Source organism: Slackia exigua ATCC 700122, from assembly GCF_000162875.1.
GTDB classification, from domain to species: Bacteria; Actinomycetota; Coriobacteriia; order Coriobacteriales; family Eggerthellaceae; genus Slackia; species Slackia exigua.
The window spans coordinates 1,233,769-1,254,703 of record NZ_GG700630.1 but is presented as its reverse complement, the minus strand read 5'-3'; the positions used below and the strand labels follow the sequence as shown (position 1 = coordinate 1,254,703).

At 62.8% G+C, this 20,935-nt stretch carries 17 protein-coding genes, 3 tRNA genes and 1 riboswitch; of the genes, 4 read left to right on the top strand and 16 right to left on the bottom strand.

The features are described 5' to 3' along the window. Positions 1-15: 15 nt before the first annotated feature. On the bottom strand, positions 16-570 hold the full coding sequence (gene folE / locus HMPREF0762_RS05440; protein ID WP_040619068.1) for a GTP cyclohydrolase I FolE: 555 nt from the start codon (positions 568-570) through the stop codon (positions 16-18). 156 nt (positions 571-726) lie between these two features. On the opposite strand from folE, the gene HMPREF0762_RS05435 reads away from it, so the two are divergent. Next, positions 727-802 (top strand) — tRNA-Arg (locus HMPREF0762_RS05435). A 214-nt stretch (positions 803-1,016) separates the two neighbouring features. On the opposite strand, the gene galE is transcribed toward HMPREF0762_RS05435, so the two are convergent. Beyond that, positions 1,017-2,072: a UDP-glucose 4-epimerase GalE gene (galE, locus tag HMPREF0762_RS05430; protein WP_006362500.1), complete on the bottom strand. Its 1,056-nt coding sequence runs from the start codon at positions 2,070-2,072 to the stop codon at positions 1,017-1,019. 168 nt (positions 2,073-2,240) lie between these two features. Here galE and HMPREF0762_RS05425 point away from each other — a divergent pair, with 168 nt between their 5' ends. Next, positions 2,241-3,464, top strand: coding sequence for a deoxyguanosinetriphosphate triphosphohydrolase family protein (locus tag HMPREF0762_RS05425; protein WP_006362499.1), 1,224 nt, complete (start codon positions 2,241-2,243; stop codon positions 3,462-3,464). Between the two features lie 146 nt (positions 3,465-3,610). Here HMPREF0762_RS05425 and HMPREF0762_RS05420 read toward each other — a convergent pair whose 3' ends face one another. Genes HMPREF0762_RS05420 through HMPREF0762_RS05400 form a run of 5 tightly spaced genes read right to left on the bottom strand, consistent with a single transcriptional unit; the run spans position 3,611 to position 9,535 of the window. Beyond that, entirely contained in the window at positions 3,611-4,849 is a 1,239-nt protein-coding gene (locus tag HMPREF0762_RS05420; protein ID WP_006362498.1) for a phenylacetate--CoA ligase family protein, read from the bottom strand. Between the two features lie 29 nt (positions 4,850-4,878). Beyond that, positions 4,879-5,472 (bottom strand): indolepyruvate oxidoreductase subunit beta, encoded by a 594-nt coding sequence (locus HMPREF0762_RS05415; RefSeq protein WP_006362497.1) that lies wholly within the window; start codon positions 5,470-5,472, stop codon positions 4,879-4,881. Next, positions 5,469-7,442 carry a thiamine pyrophosphate-dependent enzyme gene (locus HMPREF0762_RS05410; RefSeq protein ID WP_006362496.1) on the bottom strand — a complete coding sequence of 658 codons (1,974 nt, stop codon included), beginning with the start codon at positions 7,440-7,442 and terminating at the stop codon, positions 5,469-5,471. Before HMPREF0762_RS05410 ends, HMPREF0762_RS05415 begins: the two co-directional genes overlap by 4 nt. A 4-nt stretch (positions 7,443-7,446) precedes the next feature. Continuing rightward, positions 7,447-7,914, bottom strand: coding sequence for a 5-(carboxyamino)imidazole ribonucleotide mutase (purE, locus tag HMPREF0762_RS05405; RefSeq protein ID WP_006362495.1), 468 nt, complete (start codon positions 7,912-7,914; stop codon positions 7,447-7,449). 25 nt (positions 7,915-7,939) lie between these two features. Beyond that, positions 7,940-9,535, bottom strand: coding sequence for a Na+/H+ antiporter NhaC family protein (locus HMPREF0762_RS05400; protein WP_006362494.1), 1,596 nt, complete (start codon positions 9,533-9,535; stop codon positions 7,940-7,942). Between the two features lie 77 nt (positions 9,536-9,612). Beyond that, positions 9,613-9,781, bottom strand: a riboswitch (Lysine riboswitch). Positions 9,782-9,955: 174 nt separating this feature from the next. On the opposite strand from HMPREF0762_RS05400, the gene HMPREF0762_RS05395 reads away from it, so the two are divergent. Next, a tRNA-Ser gene (locus HMPREF0762_RS05395) sits at positions 9,956-10,046 on the top strand. Positions 10,047-10,137: 91 nt separating this feature from the next. On the opposite strand, the gene HMPREF0762_RS05390 is transcribed toward HMPREF0762_RS05395, so the two are convergent. From HMPREF0762_RS05390 to HMPREF0762_RS05375, 4 genes are all read right to left on the bottom strand, one after another. Next, positions 10,138-11,331, bottom strand: a complete 1,194-nt coding sequence (locus HMPREF0762_RS05390) for a M20 metallopeptidase family protein (protein ID WP_115314225.1) — start codon at positions 11,329-11,331, stop codon at positions 10,138-10,140. A 204-nt stretch (positions 11,332-11,535) separates the two neighbouring features. Next, a complete protein-coding gene (locus tag HMPREF0762_RS05385) occupies positions 11,536-12,600 on the bottom strand; it encodes a 4-(cytidine 5'-diphospho)-2-C-methyl-D-erythritol kinase (protein ID WP_040619066.1) in 1,065 nt (354 codons plus the stop codon). Further along, on the bottom strand, positions 12,593-13,123 hold the full coding sequence (gene tadA / locus HMPREF0762_RS05380) for a tRNA adenosine(34) deaminase TadA (RefSeq protein ID WP_040619299.1): 531 nt from the start codon (positions 13,121-13,123) through the stop codon (positions 12,593-12,595). The genes HMPREF0762_RS05385 and tadA overlap by 8 nt, the downstream gene beginning before the upstream one ends. Positions 13,124-13,302: 179 nt before the next feature. Continuing rightward, on the bottom strand, positions 13,303-15,087 hold the full coding sequence (locus HMPREF0762_RS05375) for an FAD-binding protein (protein ID WP_040619297.1): 1,785 nt from the start codon (positions 15,085-15,087) through the stop codon (positions 13,303-13,305). A 287-nt stretch (positions 15,088-15,374) separates the two neighbouring features. On the opposite strand from HMPREF0762_RS05375, the gene HMPREF0762_RS05370 reads away from it, so the two are divergent. Further along, a complete protein-coding gene (locus tag HMPREF0762_RS05370) occupies positions 15,375-16,973 on the top strand; it encodes a helix-turn-helix domain-containing protein (protein WP_006362487.1) in 1,599 nt (532 codons plus the stop codon). A 105-nt stretch (positions 16,974-17,078) separates the two neighbouring features. Here HMPREF0762_RS05370 and HMPREF0762_RS05365 read toward each other — a convergent pair. The 5 genes from HMPREF0762_RS05365 to HMPREF0762_RS05345 form a co-directional block, all read right to left on the bottom strand. After that, positions 17,079-17,166, bottom strand: a tRNA-Ser gene (locus HMPREF0762_RS05365). A 77-nt stretch (positions 17,167-17,243) separates the two neighbouring features. After that, positions 17,244-17,963, bottom strand: a complete 720-nt coding sequence (gene dapD, locus HMPREF0762_RS05360; protein ID WP_006362486.1) for a 2,3,4,5-tetrahydropyridine-2,6-dicarboxylate N-acetyltransferase — start codon at positions 17,961-17,963, stop codon at positions 17,244-17,246. Continuing rightward, entirely contained in the window at positions 17,960-18,700 is a 741-nt protein-coding gene (dapB, locus tag HMPREF0762_RS05355) for a 4-hydroxy-tetrahydrodipicolinate reductase (RefSeq protein WP_245935510.1), read from the bottom strand. The genes dapD and dapB overlap by 4 nt, the downstream gene beginning before the upstream one ends. Next, complete coding sequence (dapA, locus tag HMPREF0762_RS05350; protein ID WP_006362484.1) at positions 18,690-19,580, bottom strand: 4-hydroxy-tetrahydrodipicolinate synthase; 891 nt, start codon at positions 19,578-19,580, stop codon at positions 18,690-18,692. The genes dapB and dapA overlap by 11 nt, the downstream gene beginning before the upstream one ends. A 75-nt stretch (positions 19,581-19,655) precedes the next feature. Then, positions 19,656-20,930: a diaminopimelate decarboxylase gene (locus tag HMPREF0762_RS05345; RefSeq protein WP_040619065.1), complete on the bottom strand. Its 1,275-nt coding sequence runs from the start codon at positions 20,928-20,930 to the stop codon at positions 19,656-19,658. Between the last annotated feature and the right edge of the window lie 5 nt (positions 20,931-20,935).

Sequence of the window (20,935 nt, the reverse complement as noted above, 5' to 3'; positions counted from 1 at the left end):
GAATCGTCCTGCGTCCTAGCGCACCATGGCGAAGAACTCGGTCACCAGGGAGGAATCGGTGGTGTATTCCCCTCGCTTGGCGACCGTGACGGTTTTGGTGCCCGGTTTTGAGACGCCGCGCATGGACATGCACATATGCTCGGCTTCGATCATGACGATCGCGCCGCGGGCGCCCGTATGCTCCATGATGGCGTCGGCGACCTGCGCGGTCAGACGCTCCTGCAGCTGAGGACGACGGGCGTACACTTCCACGGTACGTGCAAGTTTCGAGAGCCCGACGACCTTGCCGTTCGGAAGGTAGGCGATATGCGCACGACCGAAGAAGGGAAGCAGGTGATGCTCGCACAGCGAATGGAACGGGATGTCGCGCTCCAGCACGACTTCGTCGCTATCGACCGTGAACGTTGTGCTCAGGTGCTTCTCGGCGCTCTGGTCGAGCCCTCCGCACACCTCCGCATACATGCGCGCGACGCGCTCCGGCGTTTCAAGCAAGCCCTCGCGGTCGGGGTCTTCCCCGATTCCCTCAAGAAGGAGCCGCGTGGCGGCTTCGATTTTCTGCTGATCGATCATGGCACCCCTCATGCACGGGTTGAAATGACGTTCGGACGCACGTGTCGTTGATGCGAAATGCAAGGGTACCACCCTGGGCAGGCGGGCATGATCGAATCGTCGAATCCACATGCCGCGTACGCCGAACAGGAAAAGCTTTGATAGAATGGCTTGCGCGCCTCAGTAGCTCAGGGGATAGAGCACCGCTCTCCTAAAGCGGGTGTCGGCGGTTCGAATCCGCCCTGGGGCACCACCTCGCACCATCGCGGGCCGTCTTGCAGAAGGCGGCCCGTTTTTCGTAGGCAAGGTTATCTATCTATGCTGCGACGTACAGATCGACCCTATAAAATCTCTCATTGCCATTTGGCGCGGACGTTATAATGTCGCCCATATGCAGATCGATGCCGGGAATAGGCACGATCGGGAAGTCATCGGCATCTTCGATGCGGCCGCCGCGATGAGAAGTTCTAGCCTTCGAAGCCATCGGGGTTCATCGACTGCCAACGCCAGGAATCCTCGCACATGCGGTCGATGCCGAGCTTGGTTTGCCAACCCATCTCGCGCTTCGCCTTGGCCGGATCGGCCCAGAACGCCGGAAGGTCCCCGTCGCGGCGACCGTCCACTATATAGGGAATATCGTGGCCGCAGGCGCGTGAGAACGCGTGGACGAGCTCGAGCACCGAGGTGCCTTCGCCGCTGCCCAGGTTGAACGCCTCGATGCCATGGCGCCCCTCCATCCACCGCAAGGCTTCGACATGGCCCTGCGCGAGGTCGACCACGTGGATGTAATCGCGCTGGCAGGTGCCGTCGGGCGTTGGGTAATCGTCGCCGAAGACGTGAAGCACGTCGCGCTTGCCGATCGCCACCTGCGTGATGTAGGGCATGAGGTTGTTCGGGATGCCTTTGGGGTCTTCGCCGATGAGCCCGGACGGATGAGCGCCGACGGGATTGAAATAGCGCAGCAGCACGGCGCTCCAGCGGCCGTCGGAGGCGCAAAGATCGGCGATCATTTGCTCGATCATCCACTTCGTCCAGCCGTACGGGCTGCTGGGAGACCCTTTCGGCATGGTCTCTTCGTACGGCACGGGATTGCCGCCGTACACGGTTGCGGAGCTGGAGAACACGATGGACCGGCAGCCCGCCTCGTTCATCGCACGGAGCAGCTCCATCGTGCCGCCCAGGTTGTTGCCGTAATACTCGAGCGGCTTGGACACGCTTTCGCCCACGGCCTTGAAGCCGGCGAAATGAATGACCGCGTCGATCGGGAAGCGCTCGAAGACGCTGCGCATGGCCTGCGCGTCGAGCAGCGTCGCACGGATGAAATGGAGGCGCGCCGATGCGCCGGCCGGCGCCGTGCCCGTACGCTCATCGGCGACGACGATATCCCTGATGCGGTCGATCGCGACTTCGCTCGAATTCGAGAGATCGTCCACCACGACGACTTCGAAGCCCGCATCCAAAAGCTCGACGCAGGTATGGCTGCCGATGAATCCGGCGCCTCCAGTCACGAGGATGGTCTGCATGATGCCTCCGCCTTCCCTATCGGCTACGTTCGATTCAGTATATCCCGCGCGACCGACAAACCCGCTCTCATGCACGCGACATCGCATAACGCCCCTTTCGAAAGGGGTTGAACCGTTACAATCCTATATGACACACGACACGCACGCCGAGCACCTTTGGAGGCCGCCATGGCATACCGCAACTTCTCCCCTGACATGCAGAACCGTATAGAACACGACCGCGCGCACAGGATCATGAATCCGCATCGCTGCCTAGATGACGCCGCCATCAGGCGCGATCAGAAACGCGATGCGTCGCCGAGGCTGCATCGCCCGCCGTTCGTCCGCGACGTGGACAAGATCATCAACCTTGCGCCGTACAACCGCTATGCAGGAAAAACCCAGGTCTTCAGTTTCGTGCGCAACGACGATATCTCGCGCCGCGGGCTGCACGTGCAGCTCGTGGCGCGTACCGCACGCTCGATCGGGCGCGTGCTGGGGCTGAACGAAGATCTGATCGAAGCCATCGCGCTCGGGCATGACCTGGGCCATACGCCCTTCGGCCATGCAGGCGAAGCCATCTTGAACGACCTGTCCATGCAGAGCATGGGTCGCGCGTTCAACCACAACGTGCACAGCGTGCGCATCCTCGACGCGCTGTACAGCCGCAACGTCAGCCTGCAGACGCTTGACGGCGTCATCTGCCATAACGGCGAAAGCAGCCAGAAGGTTTTCCGTCAGGGAACCATCCATGACTTCGGCGCCTTCGACGACATGGTGGAACGCTGCTACACCGACCCCGAAAGCATCGGTACGCTGCGCCCTTCCACGCTCGAAGGCTGCGTCGTGCGCATCTCGGACATGATCGCGTATGTAGGCAAAGACCGCCAAGATGCGATCAACACCGGCTCCATCGAGTCGGACGACATGTTCTCCGGAGGCGTGATCGGCGTGCAGAATGCCGAGATCATCAATAACCTCACAGTCGACATCGTGGAACACAGCTACATGAAGGATCGCATCGAAATGAGCGACGAAGCCTTCCGCAGCCTGAAGACGGCCAAGGCCGAGAACTACGAGCGCATCTATCTGACCGGCGAGCAGGGCGATGTCTACCGCGATGAAATACGCCCGATGTTCGAAGAGATGTTCGAGGTCGTCGTGCACGACGTCCGGACGCGCAACGAGTCCTCGCCGGTGTGGCGCCATCTGGTCTTGCCGCTTGAACGCCAACGCAGCTGGTACGACAACCTGGAGCCCTACCGCGATGAGCGCCCGGAACAGATCGCTGTGGACTACCTGGCCGGCATGACCGACGAGTACTTCCTGGCGGCGCATGCCTTCATGTGCCCGAACAGCGCGCATACGGTGGAATTCCGCAGCTACTTCGACGGATTCGACTACCGCCGCTAGGTATTCGTGTGCCAACAGGCCGTTTGCGCCGGCACGTACCCTGGACCTCGCGGAGGCGAAGGCAGCTTCTCTCGCGTTGCGGCAGCGGTTGACGAAACGGGCCTGCGCGACGAATAGCGGGGTATCCCGCGCGCGGCGGATTCCTTTTAGTAGCGGCTGTCGAAGATCCGACGCGTCTTCTTGGTCGAGCGCGGAAGCTCGCCCAAGGGGACGCCCCTCGCCTCGGGCGTGCATCCGATCTTCGCCTTGAAGACGGCAGCCAGTTCGGATTCGCAATGCTCCTTGGCTTCGCCTTCAAGCTCCGTCTCGAAGATGAGCGTCAGGATGTCGTGGCCGGATATGGTTTCGATCAGCACCTGGTATTCGGACGACGCGCCGTCGACGAACTGAAGGCACTCCTCGATCTGGGCGGGGAACATGTTGCAGCCCTTCACCTTGATCATGTCGTCGGTGCGTCCGACGAGCGTGTCGATGCGCGGGAATTCGGCACGCCCGCACGGGCAGTCGCCGGGAACGAACCGCGTCAGGTCATGGGTGCGATAACGGATAAGCGGGGCGCCCTGCTTGCGCATCGTGGTCAGCACCAGTTCCCCGACCTCGCCGTCGGGCACGGGAACGCCCGTCTTGGGATCGACGATCTCCGCGTATACGTAGTCGGTGAACAGGTGCATGCCCGCATGCGCGTCGCAGCTGATGCCGATGCCGGGTCCGTAGATCTCGGTCAGCCCGTAGATGTCGTAGATGGTGATGCCCATCTCGTGCTCGATGCGTTCGCGGGTCTTCTGGCCCCAACGCTCGGATCCGATGATGCCGCGCTTCAGGTGGATCTTGTCGCGCAGGCCGCGCTTGTTGATCTCTTCGGCGAGCAGCAGCGCATACGAGCTGGTCGCGGTAATGACCGTGGATCTCAGGTCTTGCATCATCTGCAGCTGCTTGTCGGTATTGCCTGGACCGGTCGGGATGGCCATGGCGCCCAGGCGCTCGCAACCGAATTGAAAGCCGATGCCGGCTGTCCACAGGCCGTAACCTGGGGTTATCTGCACGCGGTCTTCATTCGTGACGCCGGCGATCCGATAGCAGCGGGCGAACATGTCGGCCCAGTCGTCCACATCCTGCCTCGTGTAGGGAATGACGACCGGCGTGCCCGTCGTGCCCGATGAGCTGTGGATGCGCACGACGTCGGCATCGGGAACCGCCTGGATGCCGAGCGGATAGGCGTCGCGCAGATCGGCCTTCTCGGAAAATGGCAGCCGCTCGAAATCCTCCTGGCTCTGGACGTCGTCGAGATCTATGCCCTCGAACTTCTTCGCATAGAAGGGGGAGCGCTCCTTGATGGTGGAAAGCAGCGTTTTGATCTGCGCAAGCTGATCAGCAGTCATGTCCATGGGAAGATCCTTTCGAACGGCGCATCGCATCAAGCGCCGATGCGAGAGACGACACGGTCGACGGCGGCGAGATTCATGTCCCTGAATCGGGGTTTCACGCAGGCGGCAACCGCGCTTTTCAGCTCGTCCGCCGTCAGGCCCAAGACACCTTTGGCGCAGGCCGACGCGAGCAGCACGACGTTCAGCGCCTTCGGATTCCCGATATCGGCGAGCAGCGGCACCTCGTCCACGACAATAAGGGAATCACACCGTTCGCGCAGGGAGGCGAGGGCGGATGCGGACGAATACCCGCTCTGGGCAAGCGCGGCCGTGACAGGCTGAATCGCACGCGATGCGGTCACGAGCGTTCCGGAGGAGGAGAGGAACCGCAGGCATCGAGCGGCCTCGCCCGGTTCGAACGCGATGACGAGATCGGCCTGGCCCCGCGCGACCAGAGGAGATGAAACCGTCTCGCCCGCATTCCCCATGCGCACGTGGCTCACCACGCTGCCGCCGCGCTGCGACATACCGATCGTCTCGGCGGTGCGCACCTGCCATCCACGAGCCTCGGCCGCCTGGGCGAGCACCTTCGCGGCGAGCACCGTGCCCTGGCCGCCGACGCCCGTGAGAACGATATTCCTCATGCGTGCGCCTCCTTGCCCGTCCGAACCTCGACCGGCATGCCGTCAGGCACCGTCATGGCGCCGTATGGGCAGACCTGCACGCACTGGCCGCAGCCCATGCAGATGGTTTCGTCGATCATGATGCGATCGTCCATGAAGCCGATCGCGGGGCACCCTATGGCGGTGATGCAGCGTCGGCACTTCGTGCACGCATCTTGATCGACGATGCAGGCGGATGCCGGGCGAATCAGATTCACGCAGGGCGCTTCGAAGATGACCGCGGAAGGGCCGGCGAAATCGAGCGAGCGCTTCACCGCGTCGATGCTTTCATCCAGGCAGTGCGGATTCGCATGCTCGATCATCCTGACTCCGAGGGCGAACAGCACGGCCTCCACATCGAGCGGATCGGATTTCGTGCCCATGAGCGTATCGCCGGTACCTGGGTGGGGCTGATCGCCCGTCATGGCAGTCGTACGGTTGTCCAGCACGCAGATCACGATATCGTGCGCGTTGTACACGGCGTTCGCGACGCCCGTCATGCCCGACGCGAAGAAGGTCGAGTCCCCGATGAAGGCGATCTGCTTCGCATCGGGCTCCGCAACCTTCAGGCCTTGAGCCATCGTGATACCCGCGCCCATGCATAGGCAGGTGTCGATAGCGTCCAGCGGCTTGGCGTTTCCCAAGGTGTAGCAGCCGATGTCGCCCGAGAAGACGACCTTGCGGCGGCGTGCCGCCCGCTTCGCCGCGTAGAAGGCGCCGCGGTGCGGGCACCCTGCGCACAGGACCGGAGGACGGACCGGGACCTCGATGTCGGGAAGATCGCGCTTCTCCGCGGTCTCGGCACCGGCGCGATCGGACGCCGCCGCCATTGCCGCGGCCGCTGCGGCGGCCGCATCGTCTGCGGCATCCGGCGCGAGCCCGAGCATCCGTTCAAGCTGGGACAGCACGTTGTCGACGAGATTCTCGCCCGCCATCTGCGTATCGCCCGTGCGCTTGCCGCGCACGCGTGCGACGGCGCGGCCGTCCATCGCACGACGCCCCATGAGCGCGCACAGTTCGTCTTCGATCACGTGGTCGAGCTCTTCGAAGACGATGATCTCGTCAAGGCCGTCCACGAATGAGTCGACCAGGTTGGCAGGGAACGGATACGGCGTTCCGATCTGCATGAACCGATAGGCGGGCAGGGCGTCGGAATGCATTGCGGCCAGAATCGCAAGCGCTTCACGCGTGTATGCAGTCGAAACGCCGCCGCACACGATGCCCAGGCGAGCGCTCTCTCCGTGATGTTCGACAGGGTTGAAGCGGCCGAGGCCGCGCGCATCCGAGAAATCCTCGGCAATACGCGCGAGACGCTCGACGATCTCGAGGTGGCCGCGATACGACCGCGCGGGGAAGATGACCCAGCGGCTATCGTCCTTGGTGAAGCCCCGCGCCGGACGGCCATGCGTTTCATCGGGCACATCGACATACGTAGACGAATGGCAGACCCGCGTGGTGGGCCGTACGATGACCGGCGTGCGATAGGCCTCGGACAGCTCGAAAGCCGCCGCCATCATATCCATGCCTTGTTCGATGTTCTCAGGATCGAACACGGGAACCTTCGCGAAGGACGCGAACCGTCGCGTGTCCTGTTCGGTCTGCGACGATATGGGACCTGGATCGTCGGCGACATAGAGCACGCAACCACCCTCGACGCCGACGTAATTCAAACTCATCAGGGGATCTGCCGCCACGTTCAGCCCCACCTGCTTGCAAGTGAAAAGCGTGCGGGCGCCGGCATACGACGCACCGGCCAACATCTCGAGCGCAGCCTTCTCGTTCGTCGACCATTCGACATGAACGTCGTGAGCGCCGCCGGAAGCGACGCGCGCGGCGACGGTCTCGATCACCTCGCTCGACGGCGTGCCCGGATATCCGGCGATGACGGATGCCCCCGCCGCCAACGCCGCATGGGCGAACGCCTCGTTTCCCATGAGAAGCTTCTTGGGCATGCGATTAAGCCTCCGCCATGCCCTGCTTGAAATCCTTGATCTTCCGACGGGCCTCCGCATCCCCCGTGCCGAGCATCTGCACGGCAAGGATGGCGGCGTTCTTCGCGCCGTTGATGGCGACGCAGGCTACCGGAACGCCCGAGGGCATCTGCACCATGGACAGCAGCGAGTCAAGCCCGCCCAGGTCGGACGTCTTCATAGGAACCGCGATGACGGGCAGCGGCGTGTACGCGGCAACGACGCCGCCCAGGTGAGCTGCCTTGCCCGCCGCAGCGATAATGACGCGCAGGCCGCGGGCCTCGGCGGATTCCGCCCATGCATGCACTTCGAGAGGCTTGCGATGGGCCGACGCGACTTTAGCCTCGTAGGCGATGCCGAATTCATCGAGCTGCTTCATGCACGGCTCCATCGCCGGCATGTCCGATACGCTGCCCATGACGATGCCGACGAGCGGCATGGCGCTTTCTCCCATGGGTTCCCCTTTCCAAGACGGTCGGTTACTCCGATGCGAGCTCCGGCATGGGCTCTCGATACGCCGCGGCCGATTCCTTTCCGACGGTGGCGCGCAGCACGAACAGCGTGCCGATCGTAAGCGCGATGCCGACCGGGAGCACGATGATCCAGTTCTGCACGAAGCCGGCGAGCACGTACATCGCGAACGAGATGCCGGCGACAGTCAACGCATAAGGAAGCTGCGTGGAAACATGGTCGATGTGATAGACGTTCGCGCCGGCAGACGCCATGACCGTCGTGTCGGAGATGGGCGAGCAGTGGTCGCCGCAGACCGCGCCCGCCAAGCAGGCGGAAATGCCGATGGTCAGCAGCGTCGGGTCGCCCTGGAAGATCGGCAGCACGATCGGGATGAGGATGCCGAAGGTTCCCCAGCTCGTGCCGGTTGCGAAGGCAAGACCCACGGCGACGAGGAAGATGATCGCGGGCAGCATGGACGCAAGCCCGGCCGCCGCACCCTCCATCAGGCCGGCAACGTAGACATCTGCGCCCAGCGAGTTGGTCGCAAGCTTGAGCGTAAGCGCGAACGTCAGAATGAGCAGCGCGGGAACCATGGCGATGAAGCCGTCGGAGATGGCGGCCGTCGCCTTCTTGAATGTGATGACGCGGCGGGCAAGCAGATATGCGAACGTGATCACGAGCGCGCAGAGCGTGCCGAGCGGCAATCCGACCGACGCCGTGGTGTTGGCGAAAGCGCCGGATACATCGCCGTAGCCTTCGGCGGCGGGATCCCAGAATCCGCCGACGTACATCATGCCGATAACGCAGCCGACGATCAGAACGATGACGGGAACGATCATGTCCCAGAGGGACGAGCGTTTGTTCTCCATGCTCTCATCGTTGCCCAGGCCGCCCAGGTCGCCCGTGCGATACGCTTCGAGCTCTTTCTTCGCCATGGGACCGTAATCGAAGCCCATGACCGAAAGGCCGATGACGAAGACGATGGTGAGCAGCGAATAGAAGTTGTAGGGAATGGCCTGGATGAACAGCTGGATGCCCGTGATGCCGCTGTCGAGGTCGTGAGCCGTGGCGGACACAGCGGCGGCCCACGAGGAAATCGGCGCGATCATGCAGATCGGAGCTGCGGTCGCATCGATGATGTATGAAAGCTTCGCGCGGGAGACGCGCCCGCCGTCGGTCACGGGACGCATGACCGCGCCGACCGTCAGGCAGTTGAAGTAGTCGTCCACGAAGAGCAAGACGCCCAGCGCGAAGGTGGCGAGCTGGGTGCCGATGCGGCTCTTGACGTGCTTCGCGGCCCACGAGCCGAACGCGGCAGAGCCGCCGGCGTTGTTGATCAGCGCGACCATGATGCCGAGCATGATCAGGAACAGGAAGATTCCCGCATTCCCCGGATCTCCGATGGCGTTGACGAAGCCGACGTTCGCCTCTTCCCCGCCGGCCGTGGTCACGGTGCCGGAGATGATGTAGGTAAGGGTGTTGACGGGATCGAACCCCGCAAGCAAGGCGGCGCCGACCACGATGCCGACGAACAGAGACGTATACGTCTCTTTCGTGATGAGGGCCAAAACAATGGCCACTAGAGGCGGGACGAGCGCCCAGAACGTTCCGACGAATTCCATGTCCTTCTCCTTCTACCCTGGCAGTGCAGGCCATGACGAATCACGGCCCGTGAGGAGGAATGGCACCCATCCGCGCCGGCCCTGATAGCTCATCCGCATCGGCGGCAGTCCGCAGGATATTGTCCTGCGTCCCAGGCTCGCAGCGTCGGAAACCGCTGCGCCCTTCGGCGGTCCGTCCCTTTCGCCCCGCGTCTTTCCGGACATGCATGCGGAGCTACTGATGAAGGCCGCGCCTCTATCACGCCTGTCACTTACAACAAGTCTTTACATTATATCCGCTGCCAAACGAAGGAACGGCGCATTTTCAATGCTTCGGGGAAAGGCATCCTGACCTGAAAACGGTATCGGATGATCCCGCGAGAGACGGCGCTTCCTTGCATATATCGAACGGTCAAGGTATCATTCGAAGGCATCTTTCACGGAGAGATGACCGAGAGGCCGAAGGTGCTCGCCTGCTAAGTGAGTATGCCCCAAAAGGGCATCTGGGGTTCGAATCCCCATCTCTCCGCCAGAACACGCAACGGCCCGAACTGCATTCCTGCAGTTCGGGCCTTTTTTGCTCAAAACCCGACGAACGCCCGGTTCTTTCGACCGAACTCCGTCTATCGGCGAATCGAAGTCACAGATGGCGCCATCTCCTCGATGGCCGCTGCGGACGCGCCTTCCCCCTCCTGCTTCACGCCGACGAGCCGCGAGAACACCTTCATCGCCACGGCGATGTTCGCGTCGGGGAAATCGTACGGGGTCGTATGCACGTCGGGATAGTCGAACCCGTTGCCGATGTAGAACATGCATCCCGGAGCTTTCTGCTGATAGTAGCCGAAGTCTTCGGATGCACGCACGGGCGACGGGTCGGGCAGGGTATGCCACGCAACGCCTGCGGCTTCCGCTGCGGCGCGCACCGCATCGGCGCACTGCTTCGCATTGATCGTCGCCGGGAAGACGTCGCTCAGCTCGAACTCGACGGTCATGCCCGCCTCGGCGGCATGCTCGCGCGCCAGGGATTCGAGCGCGGCTTGCAGCTCATCGATCTCTTCTTCGTATTGGGCGCGCAGGGTCATGAGCAGACGACCTTCGCCAGCGTTCACGCCGAAGTTCGCCGACCCGACGTCCACCTGCACGATCGTGCACATGACGTATCCCTTATGGTCCTCGGGCCGCGTCAGCCCCGGCACCGCATCCACGACCTTCGCGATGGCGAACGCCGGATTGATGCCGTTCTCAGGTTCGGCGGCATGCGAGGTCTTGCCGTGGAACGCGATGGCGAGCCCGCGGGATGCCGGCATCGTGGGGCCGTCTATCACGTTGACGGTCCCCGCCTCCATCCGAGACCAGTTGTGGAACGCGTACACCTCATCGACGCGTTCGCGCTCGATGACCTCGCACGCCACGCGTGCGCCGTCGCCGACCTCTTCGGCATCCTGGAAGATGAAAACGACGTTCTTGTCGGCGCCCTTCTGGTCGACCTCAAGCGCAAGCCCGACAAGGGACGCGGAATGCCCGTCGTGCCCGCACTTGTGCGAAACGCCGGGGTTGCGCGATGACCAGGGCATCCGGATTCCTTCATCGATCGGCAGCGCATCGAAGTCGGCACGCACGGCCACGGTCTCGCTCGAACCGTGGCAGATGTAACGCGCGTAGAAATATCCTTTGCCCTCGTCGATGATCTCCAGGTTGCGCGTATGGGCATGCAGGAAATCGATCAGGCGCCGGCGCGTCCAGACCTCATGGTTCGAGAGTTCGGGATGGGCGTGCAGCTCGTGACGGAGCTCGGTAACCAGTTCCACGTTGTCCATGCGCATTCCTCGATTCGGAAACGCAACCTCGCGACGCGGCGGCTTTCACCTGCGCCCCGTCTGAGGCATCGTTTTATAGAATGCGCAATTCTATGCACGCATGCATGGTGATGAAAGGAGAAATATCCATCTGCACGTATATTTTTCGCAACGCATACAGATTTGCATCGCGAATTCGACATGAGACGAGATCGCGCCGCTCCCTTACCACGCCCGCTTCTGGGCGCCGAGATTCGAAGAGCGTTCCTCGGGCATCACGCGCACGCCGGCCGACGAACAGGCGCAGCTGCGCGCCCACCAGCCCTTGAGCTTCGCCGCAGACACGATGGCCAGCGCCGATGCGATATCGTCGACCATGGCGAAGGTGGCCGATCCGCTTCCGGAAAGCAGGACTTCCGGCGCGCCCGTCGCGGAGATGCCGACGCCTGGCTGGGCGGCGAGCCATGCGCGTATCTCGGAAAGCTCGGGAAGCACCCGCTCGGATGCCTGCGCGAGGTTGTTGAACAACGCGACATCGGCTGCGTTCGTCACATACGCCGCCTGGACGCCCAGGCGTAAATCCGAACCATCCCTCGTGCCGGACGAGGCATCATCCATCGCTGCCTTCGTCTGCATGCCCGGGCCGGACGCCGATGCGGCTTCCTCCTTTGCTGCGCCGGCGTCCGCGGCTTCGTCGAATGCCCGATACGCCTCCGCGGTGGAAACGCCTGCATCGGGGCGCACGACGACAAGGCCGCGGCGCATAGGGACAAGCTCATGATCGAAGGCATCGCCCCTGCCTGAAAGCGCGACGCAGCCCCCGCGCAGGAAGAACGGGACGTCGGCCCCCAGAGAAGCGGCCACCCGCTCGACGCGCGCATCGGCCGACGGAAGCCCCCAGAGCGCGCATGCGCCCATGAGCGCGGCCGCTGCGTTGGACGACCCGCCGCCAAGGCCGGCGGCGTGGGGAATGCGCTTCTCTATGGCTATGACCAGCTTCTCGTCTGCCGCGCGGCCGAACTCCCGCGCAAGGGCCCGCACGGCTTTGGTCGCGATATTGTCTTCCGTTGCGACATCGAGCGCCTCGACTCCGCCTAGGCACGTAGCGGATGTCTCGACCGCAAGGCCCGATGCTTCGGGCGCGTCCCCAAGGGACATCGTCACGATATCGTGAAGCGTCAGGGCGTGCATGATCGAATACGCGTCGTGGTATCCATCGGGTCGACGTCGGCCTATCTCGAGATGAAGGTTCACTTTGGCGGGCGAGAACACGCGCACGGTCTTAGGCATCTGCATCTCCTTGGTCGGACGCATCGCGGCGGCACGCGAAGAAGTCCCGCATGAGGCTCCCGCATTGCGTCGCCCATACGCCTCCGGTCGATTCGAATCGATGGTTGAGCCGTTCATCGGCATGGATGGCATACAGGGATCCGAGCGCTCCGGCCTTGGGATCCGGCGCTCCCCAGACGCATCGGTCGATGCGCGCCTGATGCATGAGCCCTGCGCACATGATGCACGGCTCGACCGTCACATACACGGTGCAGCCCGAAAGTCGCCAGCGACCAAGGGCTTGTGCGGCGGCGCGCATGGCGGAAAACTCCGCATGCCCCGAAGGATCACGATCGGCTTCTCGGCGATTGTGAGCACGTGCGACAACGCGGCCGTCGCATACCACCACGGCACCGATGGGCACTTCTCCCTCTTCGAAGGCGCGACGCGCTTCGGCGTAGGCCTCGCGCATGAACGACTCGTCCTTCTCGATGCGCTCGTCTGCCGAGGGAGGAATCGCGTTATGAAGCTCGTTCGAATCCATGCCGCCATTATACGTGCACAGAAACGCCTGAAAACGCACGATGGGCCGAAGGCGGCGCGCCTTCGGCCCATCGTCATATGCGGCGAAGAAGCTTCGCCTGCACGACATCCTTCGTGCGGCGGCCTGAGAGAAGGGGGTGCCGTCGCGCGATTCGTGCCAAGAATCGTTCAATCGCGGCGTTACGCGCGCTTCGCGGCATTCGTACCGGCGACGCGCCCGTAGAACATGCACATCGACTCGCTCAGGCCCTTGAGGGAAATCGGATACTGGACGTTGAAGCGCCCGCCCTGGGGAGCGCCGCAGACGTACAGGCCGGGAATGATCTCCCGCTCGGTCGAATACACATGGCAGTTCTCGTCGGATTCCAGCCCGCCGAGGTTGGCGAGCGTCAGGGCGCAGCCGCATTCGGCCGCGTAGAAGGGGCCGTTCTCAAGCGCGAAGAGGCGCTTCGCGCTCTTGCCGAAGTCGGTGTCTTCGCCGGCCTTGCACAGCTCGTTGTAGCGATCGATGGAGGCCTTGGCGGCGGCGGTATCCATGCCCTCGATCTTCGAGAGCAGCTCGTCGAGCGTGTCGGCCTTCAGGCAGCGCCCTTCGTCGACGGCCTTCTGGATATCGGCATCGGTGCGCACGTTGATGCGCAGGCCGGACGCGGTGTAGTCCGGCAGGGCGTCTTCGCGGTAGATGCAGGCGACGCCGTGCGCGGCAGGGAAGAACTTGAGCTGCTCGGGCCACGACGCGTCGAAGAACTGGTAGGCCCTGCGCTGCGGCTGCAGTTCGACCTGGTTCTCGAGCTGCTGGCCGGCGATATCTTCGTTCATGAAGCGCTCGCCGTGGAGGTTGAGCCAGAGGTAGCCGTTGTTGCCGATGACGCCGCGGCCGTCGGCTCCGGCGCCGCCTCCCATGTGATGGATCATCGGGGCATGCCACTGCTCGATCGCGGCACCGGCCCAGACGCCCATCTTGTGGCCGTCGCCCACGTTCGTGTAGCTGCCCTTGGAATCCATATCCAGGCTGAGGATCTGGATGCCGTTCTCGACGCACTGGGGCGCATAGAACTTCATCATCTCTTCGTTGGCCAGGTAGTCGCCCGTCGCGATGACGACGCCTTTCGCATTGATCTTGATGTATTTGCCGGAGTCGGCCGCCTGGGCGTAGATGCCTGCGATGGCGCCGGCATCGTCCTTGATGAGCTCGACGCCCTTGGTGTTGTAGCGCACGTCCGCGCCGCCGTCGATGGCCACCTGAAGGTTGTCGGACATGACCTTCTCAAGGCTGCTGAACCCGATGGAGGTCGGGTAGCAGGGCATGGATTCCTTGGTGTAGTCGTATTCTTCGAGCATCGGATAGAAGTACGGATACAGGTAGTTCTTCTGGCTTTCCTCAGGAACCTCCGACCAGGTCTCGTCGGTGATATACAGGCTCTGGCTCGCGCTGATGAACCAGTCGAAGGTCTCGCCGACCTCGTCGGCCCAGCGCTTGATGATGCCGTATTTGCTGTGATGGCTGCATTCGGTCATATGCATATCCACCACGTCGAAAGTCTTGAGGAATCCGTCGCCGCGACCCCACTTCGCCATGGTCTGGCCGCCGAGGATGGCCATGTCGGATGCGACGCTGTTCATGCGGGGAGAGGCCTCGAGGCACACGAGCTTCGCGCCCGCCTCGACGGCGGCGCGGGCCGCAACGACGCCGGCGCCGCCCAGGCCGACGACGACCACGTCGGCGTCGATCTCTTCCTCGATGTCGGCGTCGGAAATGACCGGCGCCTCGCCGAGCCAAGGAAGCACGCCGGTGCCGTCGTATCCGACGGTAGCCGTCGACACCGCGGCTGCGCCGGGCTTCGATTCGGCAGCGGCTCCGTCGGACTTCGGCGCGCACCCGGCGAGCGCAGCGCCTCCGGCGATGGCGGCGCTTGCGATGGCGGCGCCGGACAGGAAATTCCTACGGCTCATAGAAGCAGACATGATGCGTCCTTCCCTTCGTCCGCCCATACGCGGACGGTTCGATCGTTCCCTGGCGAACATCCCTCCTCGGCCGCGGCGCGAATCCAGGCCGCCGCAAGCCCGATAGGAAGGGATTATGCCGAAGAAGACCGGCGCGCGCACCATCCCCTATGGTTGAAAATGCCGGGTATGAGAGCAGCCCACCTGGCTAAACGCAGAATTCATCCCTTTAGCTCCATGAGCCTCTGCGTAAAGAACGCCGCGTCGCGCCTATGCGATAATGCGCGTCGGGAGACGAGGGGTGATGAATGTCTACGCAGGAAAAGATCGAGCTATCGGCATCGCATATCGCCTACGGCACGGGTTTCGGCCTCATCAGCTGCTGGGCTACAGTCTCTCTGTTTTCTGGAGCGTTCAGCATCCTGTCGACCACGGCAGTCACCACGTATTCGATGCTGTCAGGAGCGATCGCCTGCCTCTGCGCGCTCGCGCTCTATGGACGCATGGCCCCGTTCTCGGGCCGCAGCCTTCGCGCGCTCGCATGCGCTGCGGCGATCGCGGTTGGCACGTTCCTCTACTCGTATCCCGCCTTCGCCGAAAGCCCGGCCATCGGCATGGTAGGAACGGTCCTTTCCGGAACGTTTACTATCCTCGTGCTCATGTCCTGGTTCGACGTGTTCGTCCGCATGATGCCGCGCGCGATTGTGACCTGCGCAGGCATAGCCTTGCTTATCGCTGCCGCCGCATCGATCGGAATCCTGGCGTTGCCGCCGCGCGCAGCAAGCGCCGCGATCACCGCCATACCCCTCGTTTCGTGGATCCTCCTGCCGCCCCCGAGCACGCTCGTCATGGAGGCTGGGCGGTCGGCGCAAGATTATCGAGATTTCCACGGATCGCACGGCCCCGTGGAAGCGGTACGGGAAGCCGTGCCGTCGCGAACGCTGCTCGGCATCGCCATCGTCTTCTTCGTCGTCGGAGCCCTAGGCGTTGCCACTGAAGAGTCGGACACGTTCGTGCATGCACTCAATCCCATCTATCTCCTCATTCCGCTTCTCGGATCGGCGTTCTTCATCGCAAGCGCCCGCATCGTACGTAAGACCATAGACACCTCGATGCTCTATAAGATGCTCATGGTCGCCATCGCGGCGCTCGCCTTCGTGTTGGGCAGCGTTCTGCACATCAGCGTGTCGCTCTTGTATTTCACCTACATCACGGCCGATGTCGTGCTATGGACCGTGCTCTGCATCGCCGCCCGCTCGACTCCGGTGCAAGCGTATGCGGTCTTCGCCGTGGGCTGGCTCGCCGAGGTCCTCGGAAACGTGCTCGGGCACAACGTCGCGGCGGCGATGGTCGACCAAGCCTTGTTTTCGGGCATCATCATCGTGCTCATCATCATCGCCGTCGGATTCGCATTCGGCGACGGCACGTTCGTCATCAACGTCGATGAGAACGGCGAGGCATCGAACGACGCGCCTGAATGCAGGCGATCCGACAATCCGTCGACGAAAACGAGCGACGGACGCGCCGAGCACGGCACGACGATAGGAAAAGGCGCGGAGATGCGGTGCTCGGAAGTCGTTTCGGGCGACCAAGACCGCACGAACCGCCCCGAGAATACGGCCGCGGAAACCTCCTTTGCGCAACCGCGCGCGATTCCTCAGGAAGCCGCAGCAGCATACGGACCCGACCCTATCGCCCGATTCGTCGACGCGTACGGGCTTTCGCGCCGCGAACGCGACGTTTTCGAGCTTTGGGTCACGGGACACGGCCTCAAACATATCGAGAACGCGCTCTACATCTCGGAAGCGACGGTGAAATCGCACCTGCGCAACATCTATCGCAAATGCGACACGCACAACCGCGCCGAGATCATCGATCTCTACGAATCGATGCCCGCGCCTCGCTAAAGGAAGCGCTCTTCATGGGCGAACGGCCCTCAGACGCACATGCGTTCCTTGCGCTCCTTGCACGCTTCTAGGAAAAAGCCCCGCACGAAGGCGGGGCGAATCATCTGGCGGAGGAAGTAGGATTTGAACCCACGAGAGCTTTCGCCCTGCTTGTTTTCAAGACAAGTGCCTTCAACCGCTCGGCCATTCCTCCGAAAGCTCCCAGCAGGATACCACAAGGACTCGAATGGGCATTCCTTCATGAAGAAAGGCGCCTGTCATCGATGGACGCTATAGCGTCCTCAACGCATCCACCAGCGCGGTCTTGGATTCGGTCTTCCCGTCCTTCATCTTGATGACCTTCGCAGGAATGCCGGCGACGACGGATCCGGGAGCCACGTCCGATACGACGACCGCGCCGGCGGCGACGACAGACCCGGCACCCACGCGGCAACCTTCGAGCACGACGGCGTTCGCGCCGATCATGACGTCGTCTTCGATGACGACAGGCGTGGCGCTTGCGGGTTCCACGACGCCCGCAAGCACGGTGCCGGCGCCGATATGGCAGCGTTTGCCGACGATGGCGCGCCCCCCGAGGACGCAGCCCATATCGATCATCGTGCCTTCGCCGACAACCGATCCGATATTGATGATGGCACCCATCATGATGACGGCGTTATCGCCGATCTCCACACGGTCGCGAATGATGGCGCCGGGTTCGATGCGCGCATTGACGCTACGGGTGTCGAGCAAAGGAACGCCCGAATTGCGGCGATCGAATTCGACGTCGAAATGTTCGATGGACGAGGCTTGGTCGGAAAGCATGCGGCTCGCATCCGACCAGTCGGCGAAGACGACCATGCCGTCGGGCGTTCCGTATGCACGCACGTCGGCACGGCCGGCATAGGCGCACGGTTCGAACGTGCGTCCATCCTTCATCTTGAGATAGACCTTGACCGGGGTCTTCTTTTCGGATGCGGCGATATAGGCAATGATGTCTTCGGCGTTCATCGAATTCCTTCCTTGTCCGCGAACAGCAAATCGTCGAACGTGTACATGCCGGCGGGACGCCCGGCGATCCTTCGCGCCGCCTCGACGGCGCCTTCGGCGAAGATGCGGCGACTCGACGCGCGATGCGTGAGCGACACCTCCTCTTCCTGCCCGAAGAAATGCACGGTGTGCGTTCCTGCAACGGTTCCTCCGCGGACGGCATGGATGCCTATCTCGGTCGGCTTGCGCGCGCCCGTCATGCCTTCGCGCCCGTGCACCACATCGGCGCGGGCCTCGGGATCGACGGCTGCGAGCAGCATCTTCGCCGTGCCGCTTGGGGCGTCGGCTTTCTTGTTGTGGTGCGTTTCCACGATCTCGATATCGAAACCTTCGAGCAGGCGCGCCGCATGCGAGGCGAGGTGACGCAGGGCGGCGACGCCGATGGAATAATTGGCGCTGTGAATGACGGCCGCTTTATGGGAAAGCGCCTGAAGTCGCGCCATGTCGCCGTCATCGTATCCCGTCGTGCCCGACACCAGCGCCGCTCGGGTTTGCGCGACGAAGGCTTCCACGTCCGCGAGCATAGCCTTATGCGAGAAGTCGACGACGACATCCGCCTCGACCGACCCATCGGAAAGCAGGCCCGCGGAATCCTTTCCTACGACGCCCGCCAGCTCGAGATCGGGTGCATCGCGCACGATGTCGCAAACGATGGAGCCCATGCGTCCATCCCCCACCACAAGCACCTTAGCCAACAAGACCAGCCTCCTTCATAGCCGTGGTCAGTCGGGCATCCGCCGTCTGCGATATGCAGTCGAGCGGCTGTCGGTATATCGCCCGCCCGTACCCCATCTTTTCAAGGGCGGCCTTCACAGGTATCGGATTGACCTCGCAGAACAGAGCATCGATCAGGTCAAGCGATGAAAGCTGGGTTGCGAGCGCCGCATCCGTGCGCCCCTCCATCCAATCCGTCACCATGCCATGGACGGTCGCAGGCGCGACGTTCGCCCACACCGATATGACGCCTTTGGCACCGAGCGCGAGCAGAGGAACCACCATATCGTCGTTGCCCGAATACATGACGAAGTCATCGGACAGATGCCGCGCGATCCTGCTCGCATACGCGATGGATCCCGAAGCCTCTTTGATGGCGACGGCGTTTGGATGGCGCGCCAGGCGCTCGACGACAGGCTCGGGGATGGAGCAGCCCGTACGGCCCGGCACGTTGTAGAGGATGCACGGGATGTCGACCGCATCGAGCACGGTCTTGAAGTGCCGATACATCCCTTCCTCGTTCGTCTTGTTGTAGTAAGGAGTGATGAGGAGCAGCCCATCGGCGCCCAACTCCTGCAGACGCAGGCTCTTCTCCTTCATCGTCTCGGTCGAATTCGAGCCGCTCCCCGCGATGACGGGCATGCGTCCGGCAACGCGCCTGACGACGAACTCGCAGACGGCGTCGTCCTCTTCATGGGTCATGGTCGACGATTCGCCCGTCGTTCCCAGCACGAGCAGCGCATCGGTTCCTGCCCCGAGATGCAAATCGACGAGACGGCCGAGCGCATCGAAATCGATCGAGCCGTCCTCCGCGAACGGCGTGACCAGCGCCACGATAGAGCCTTCAAGCCCTCGAATGTCCATAGCGGTCTCCCTTTCTCTCGCGCGAAAACCGATGCCTCGCGCATGTTTCGGCCCAAAAACGCCCGTGCGGACGCCTTATTTCCCTGCGAGCCGCTTGAACTCGTCGAAGCAGTCCAGGGTCGCGAAATAGTCCTGGGTCGTCTCGGCGCGGCGAATGAGCTTGACGGAGCCGTCGGGCCTCAAGAGAAGCTCCGCGGATCGCAGGCGGCCGTTGTAGTTGTACCCCATCGCATGTCCATGGGCGCCGGCGTCGTGGATGACGAGAAGATCCCCTCTGTCGATGCGGGGGAGAGCTCGATCGACGGCGAATTTGTCGTTGTTCTCGCAGAGCCCGCCTACGATATCGTAGGTATGGTCGCGCTCGGCGGCCTCCTTCCCCAGAACGGTTATATGGTGGTAGGCGCCGTAGATGGCGGGACGCATGAGATTCGCCGCGCAGGCATCGACGCCGATGTAGTCCTTGTATGTGTGCTTCTCCCGAATTGCCCGCGTGATCAGGCAACCATACGGCCCCGTCACAAAACGGCCGAGTTCCGTGAAGAGGGCGACATCGCCCATGCCTGCCGGCACCAGGATATCTTCGAATTTCCGACGCACTCCCTCGCCGATCGCCTCGATATCGTTCGGCTCCTGGTCAGGGGTATATGGAATGCCGATGCCGCCGGAGAGGTTGATGAAGCCGATATGCACGTCGGCCTCGCGCGCGACGCGCACGGCGACGTCGAACAGAATGCCCGCCAGCTTCGGATAGTACTCGTTCGTGACGGTATTGCTCGCAAGGAAGGCATGGATGCCGAACTCCTTGGCCCCCTTCGCCTTCAATATACGGAAAGCCTCTATGAACTGGTCATCCGTCATGCCGTATTTCGCATCGCCCGGGTTGTCCATGATGCCGTTCGCAACTTCGAACGTGCCGCCGGGGTTGTATCGGCACGAAATGGTCTTAGGGATGCGGCCGATAACGCTTTCGAGCACGTCGATATGCGTGATGTCGTCCAGATTGATCGTCGCGCCGAGCTGCGACGCCAGCCTGAAATCCTCTTCCGGCGTCTCGTTCGACGAGAACATGATGTCGGAGCCATGCGCACCGCAGGCATCCGCGAGCACAAGTTCGGCGTAGGACGAGCAGTCGCATCCGCAGCCGTATTCCTGAAGGATTTCGATGATGAACGGATTCGGCGTCGCTTTCACGGCGAAATACTCGCGAAAACCAGGGTTCCACGAGAACGCCCTGACGAGCGACTCGATATTTCGTCTGATTCCCGCTTCGTCGTAGAGATGGAACGGGGTCGGATAGCACGCGGCGATGGCCTCGGCCTCGTCGCGGCTTATGAACGGAACCTTCTCCATGCACG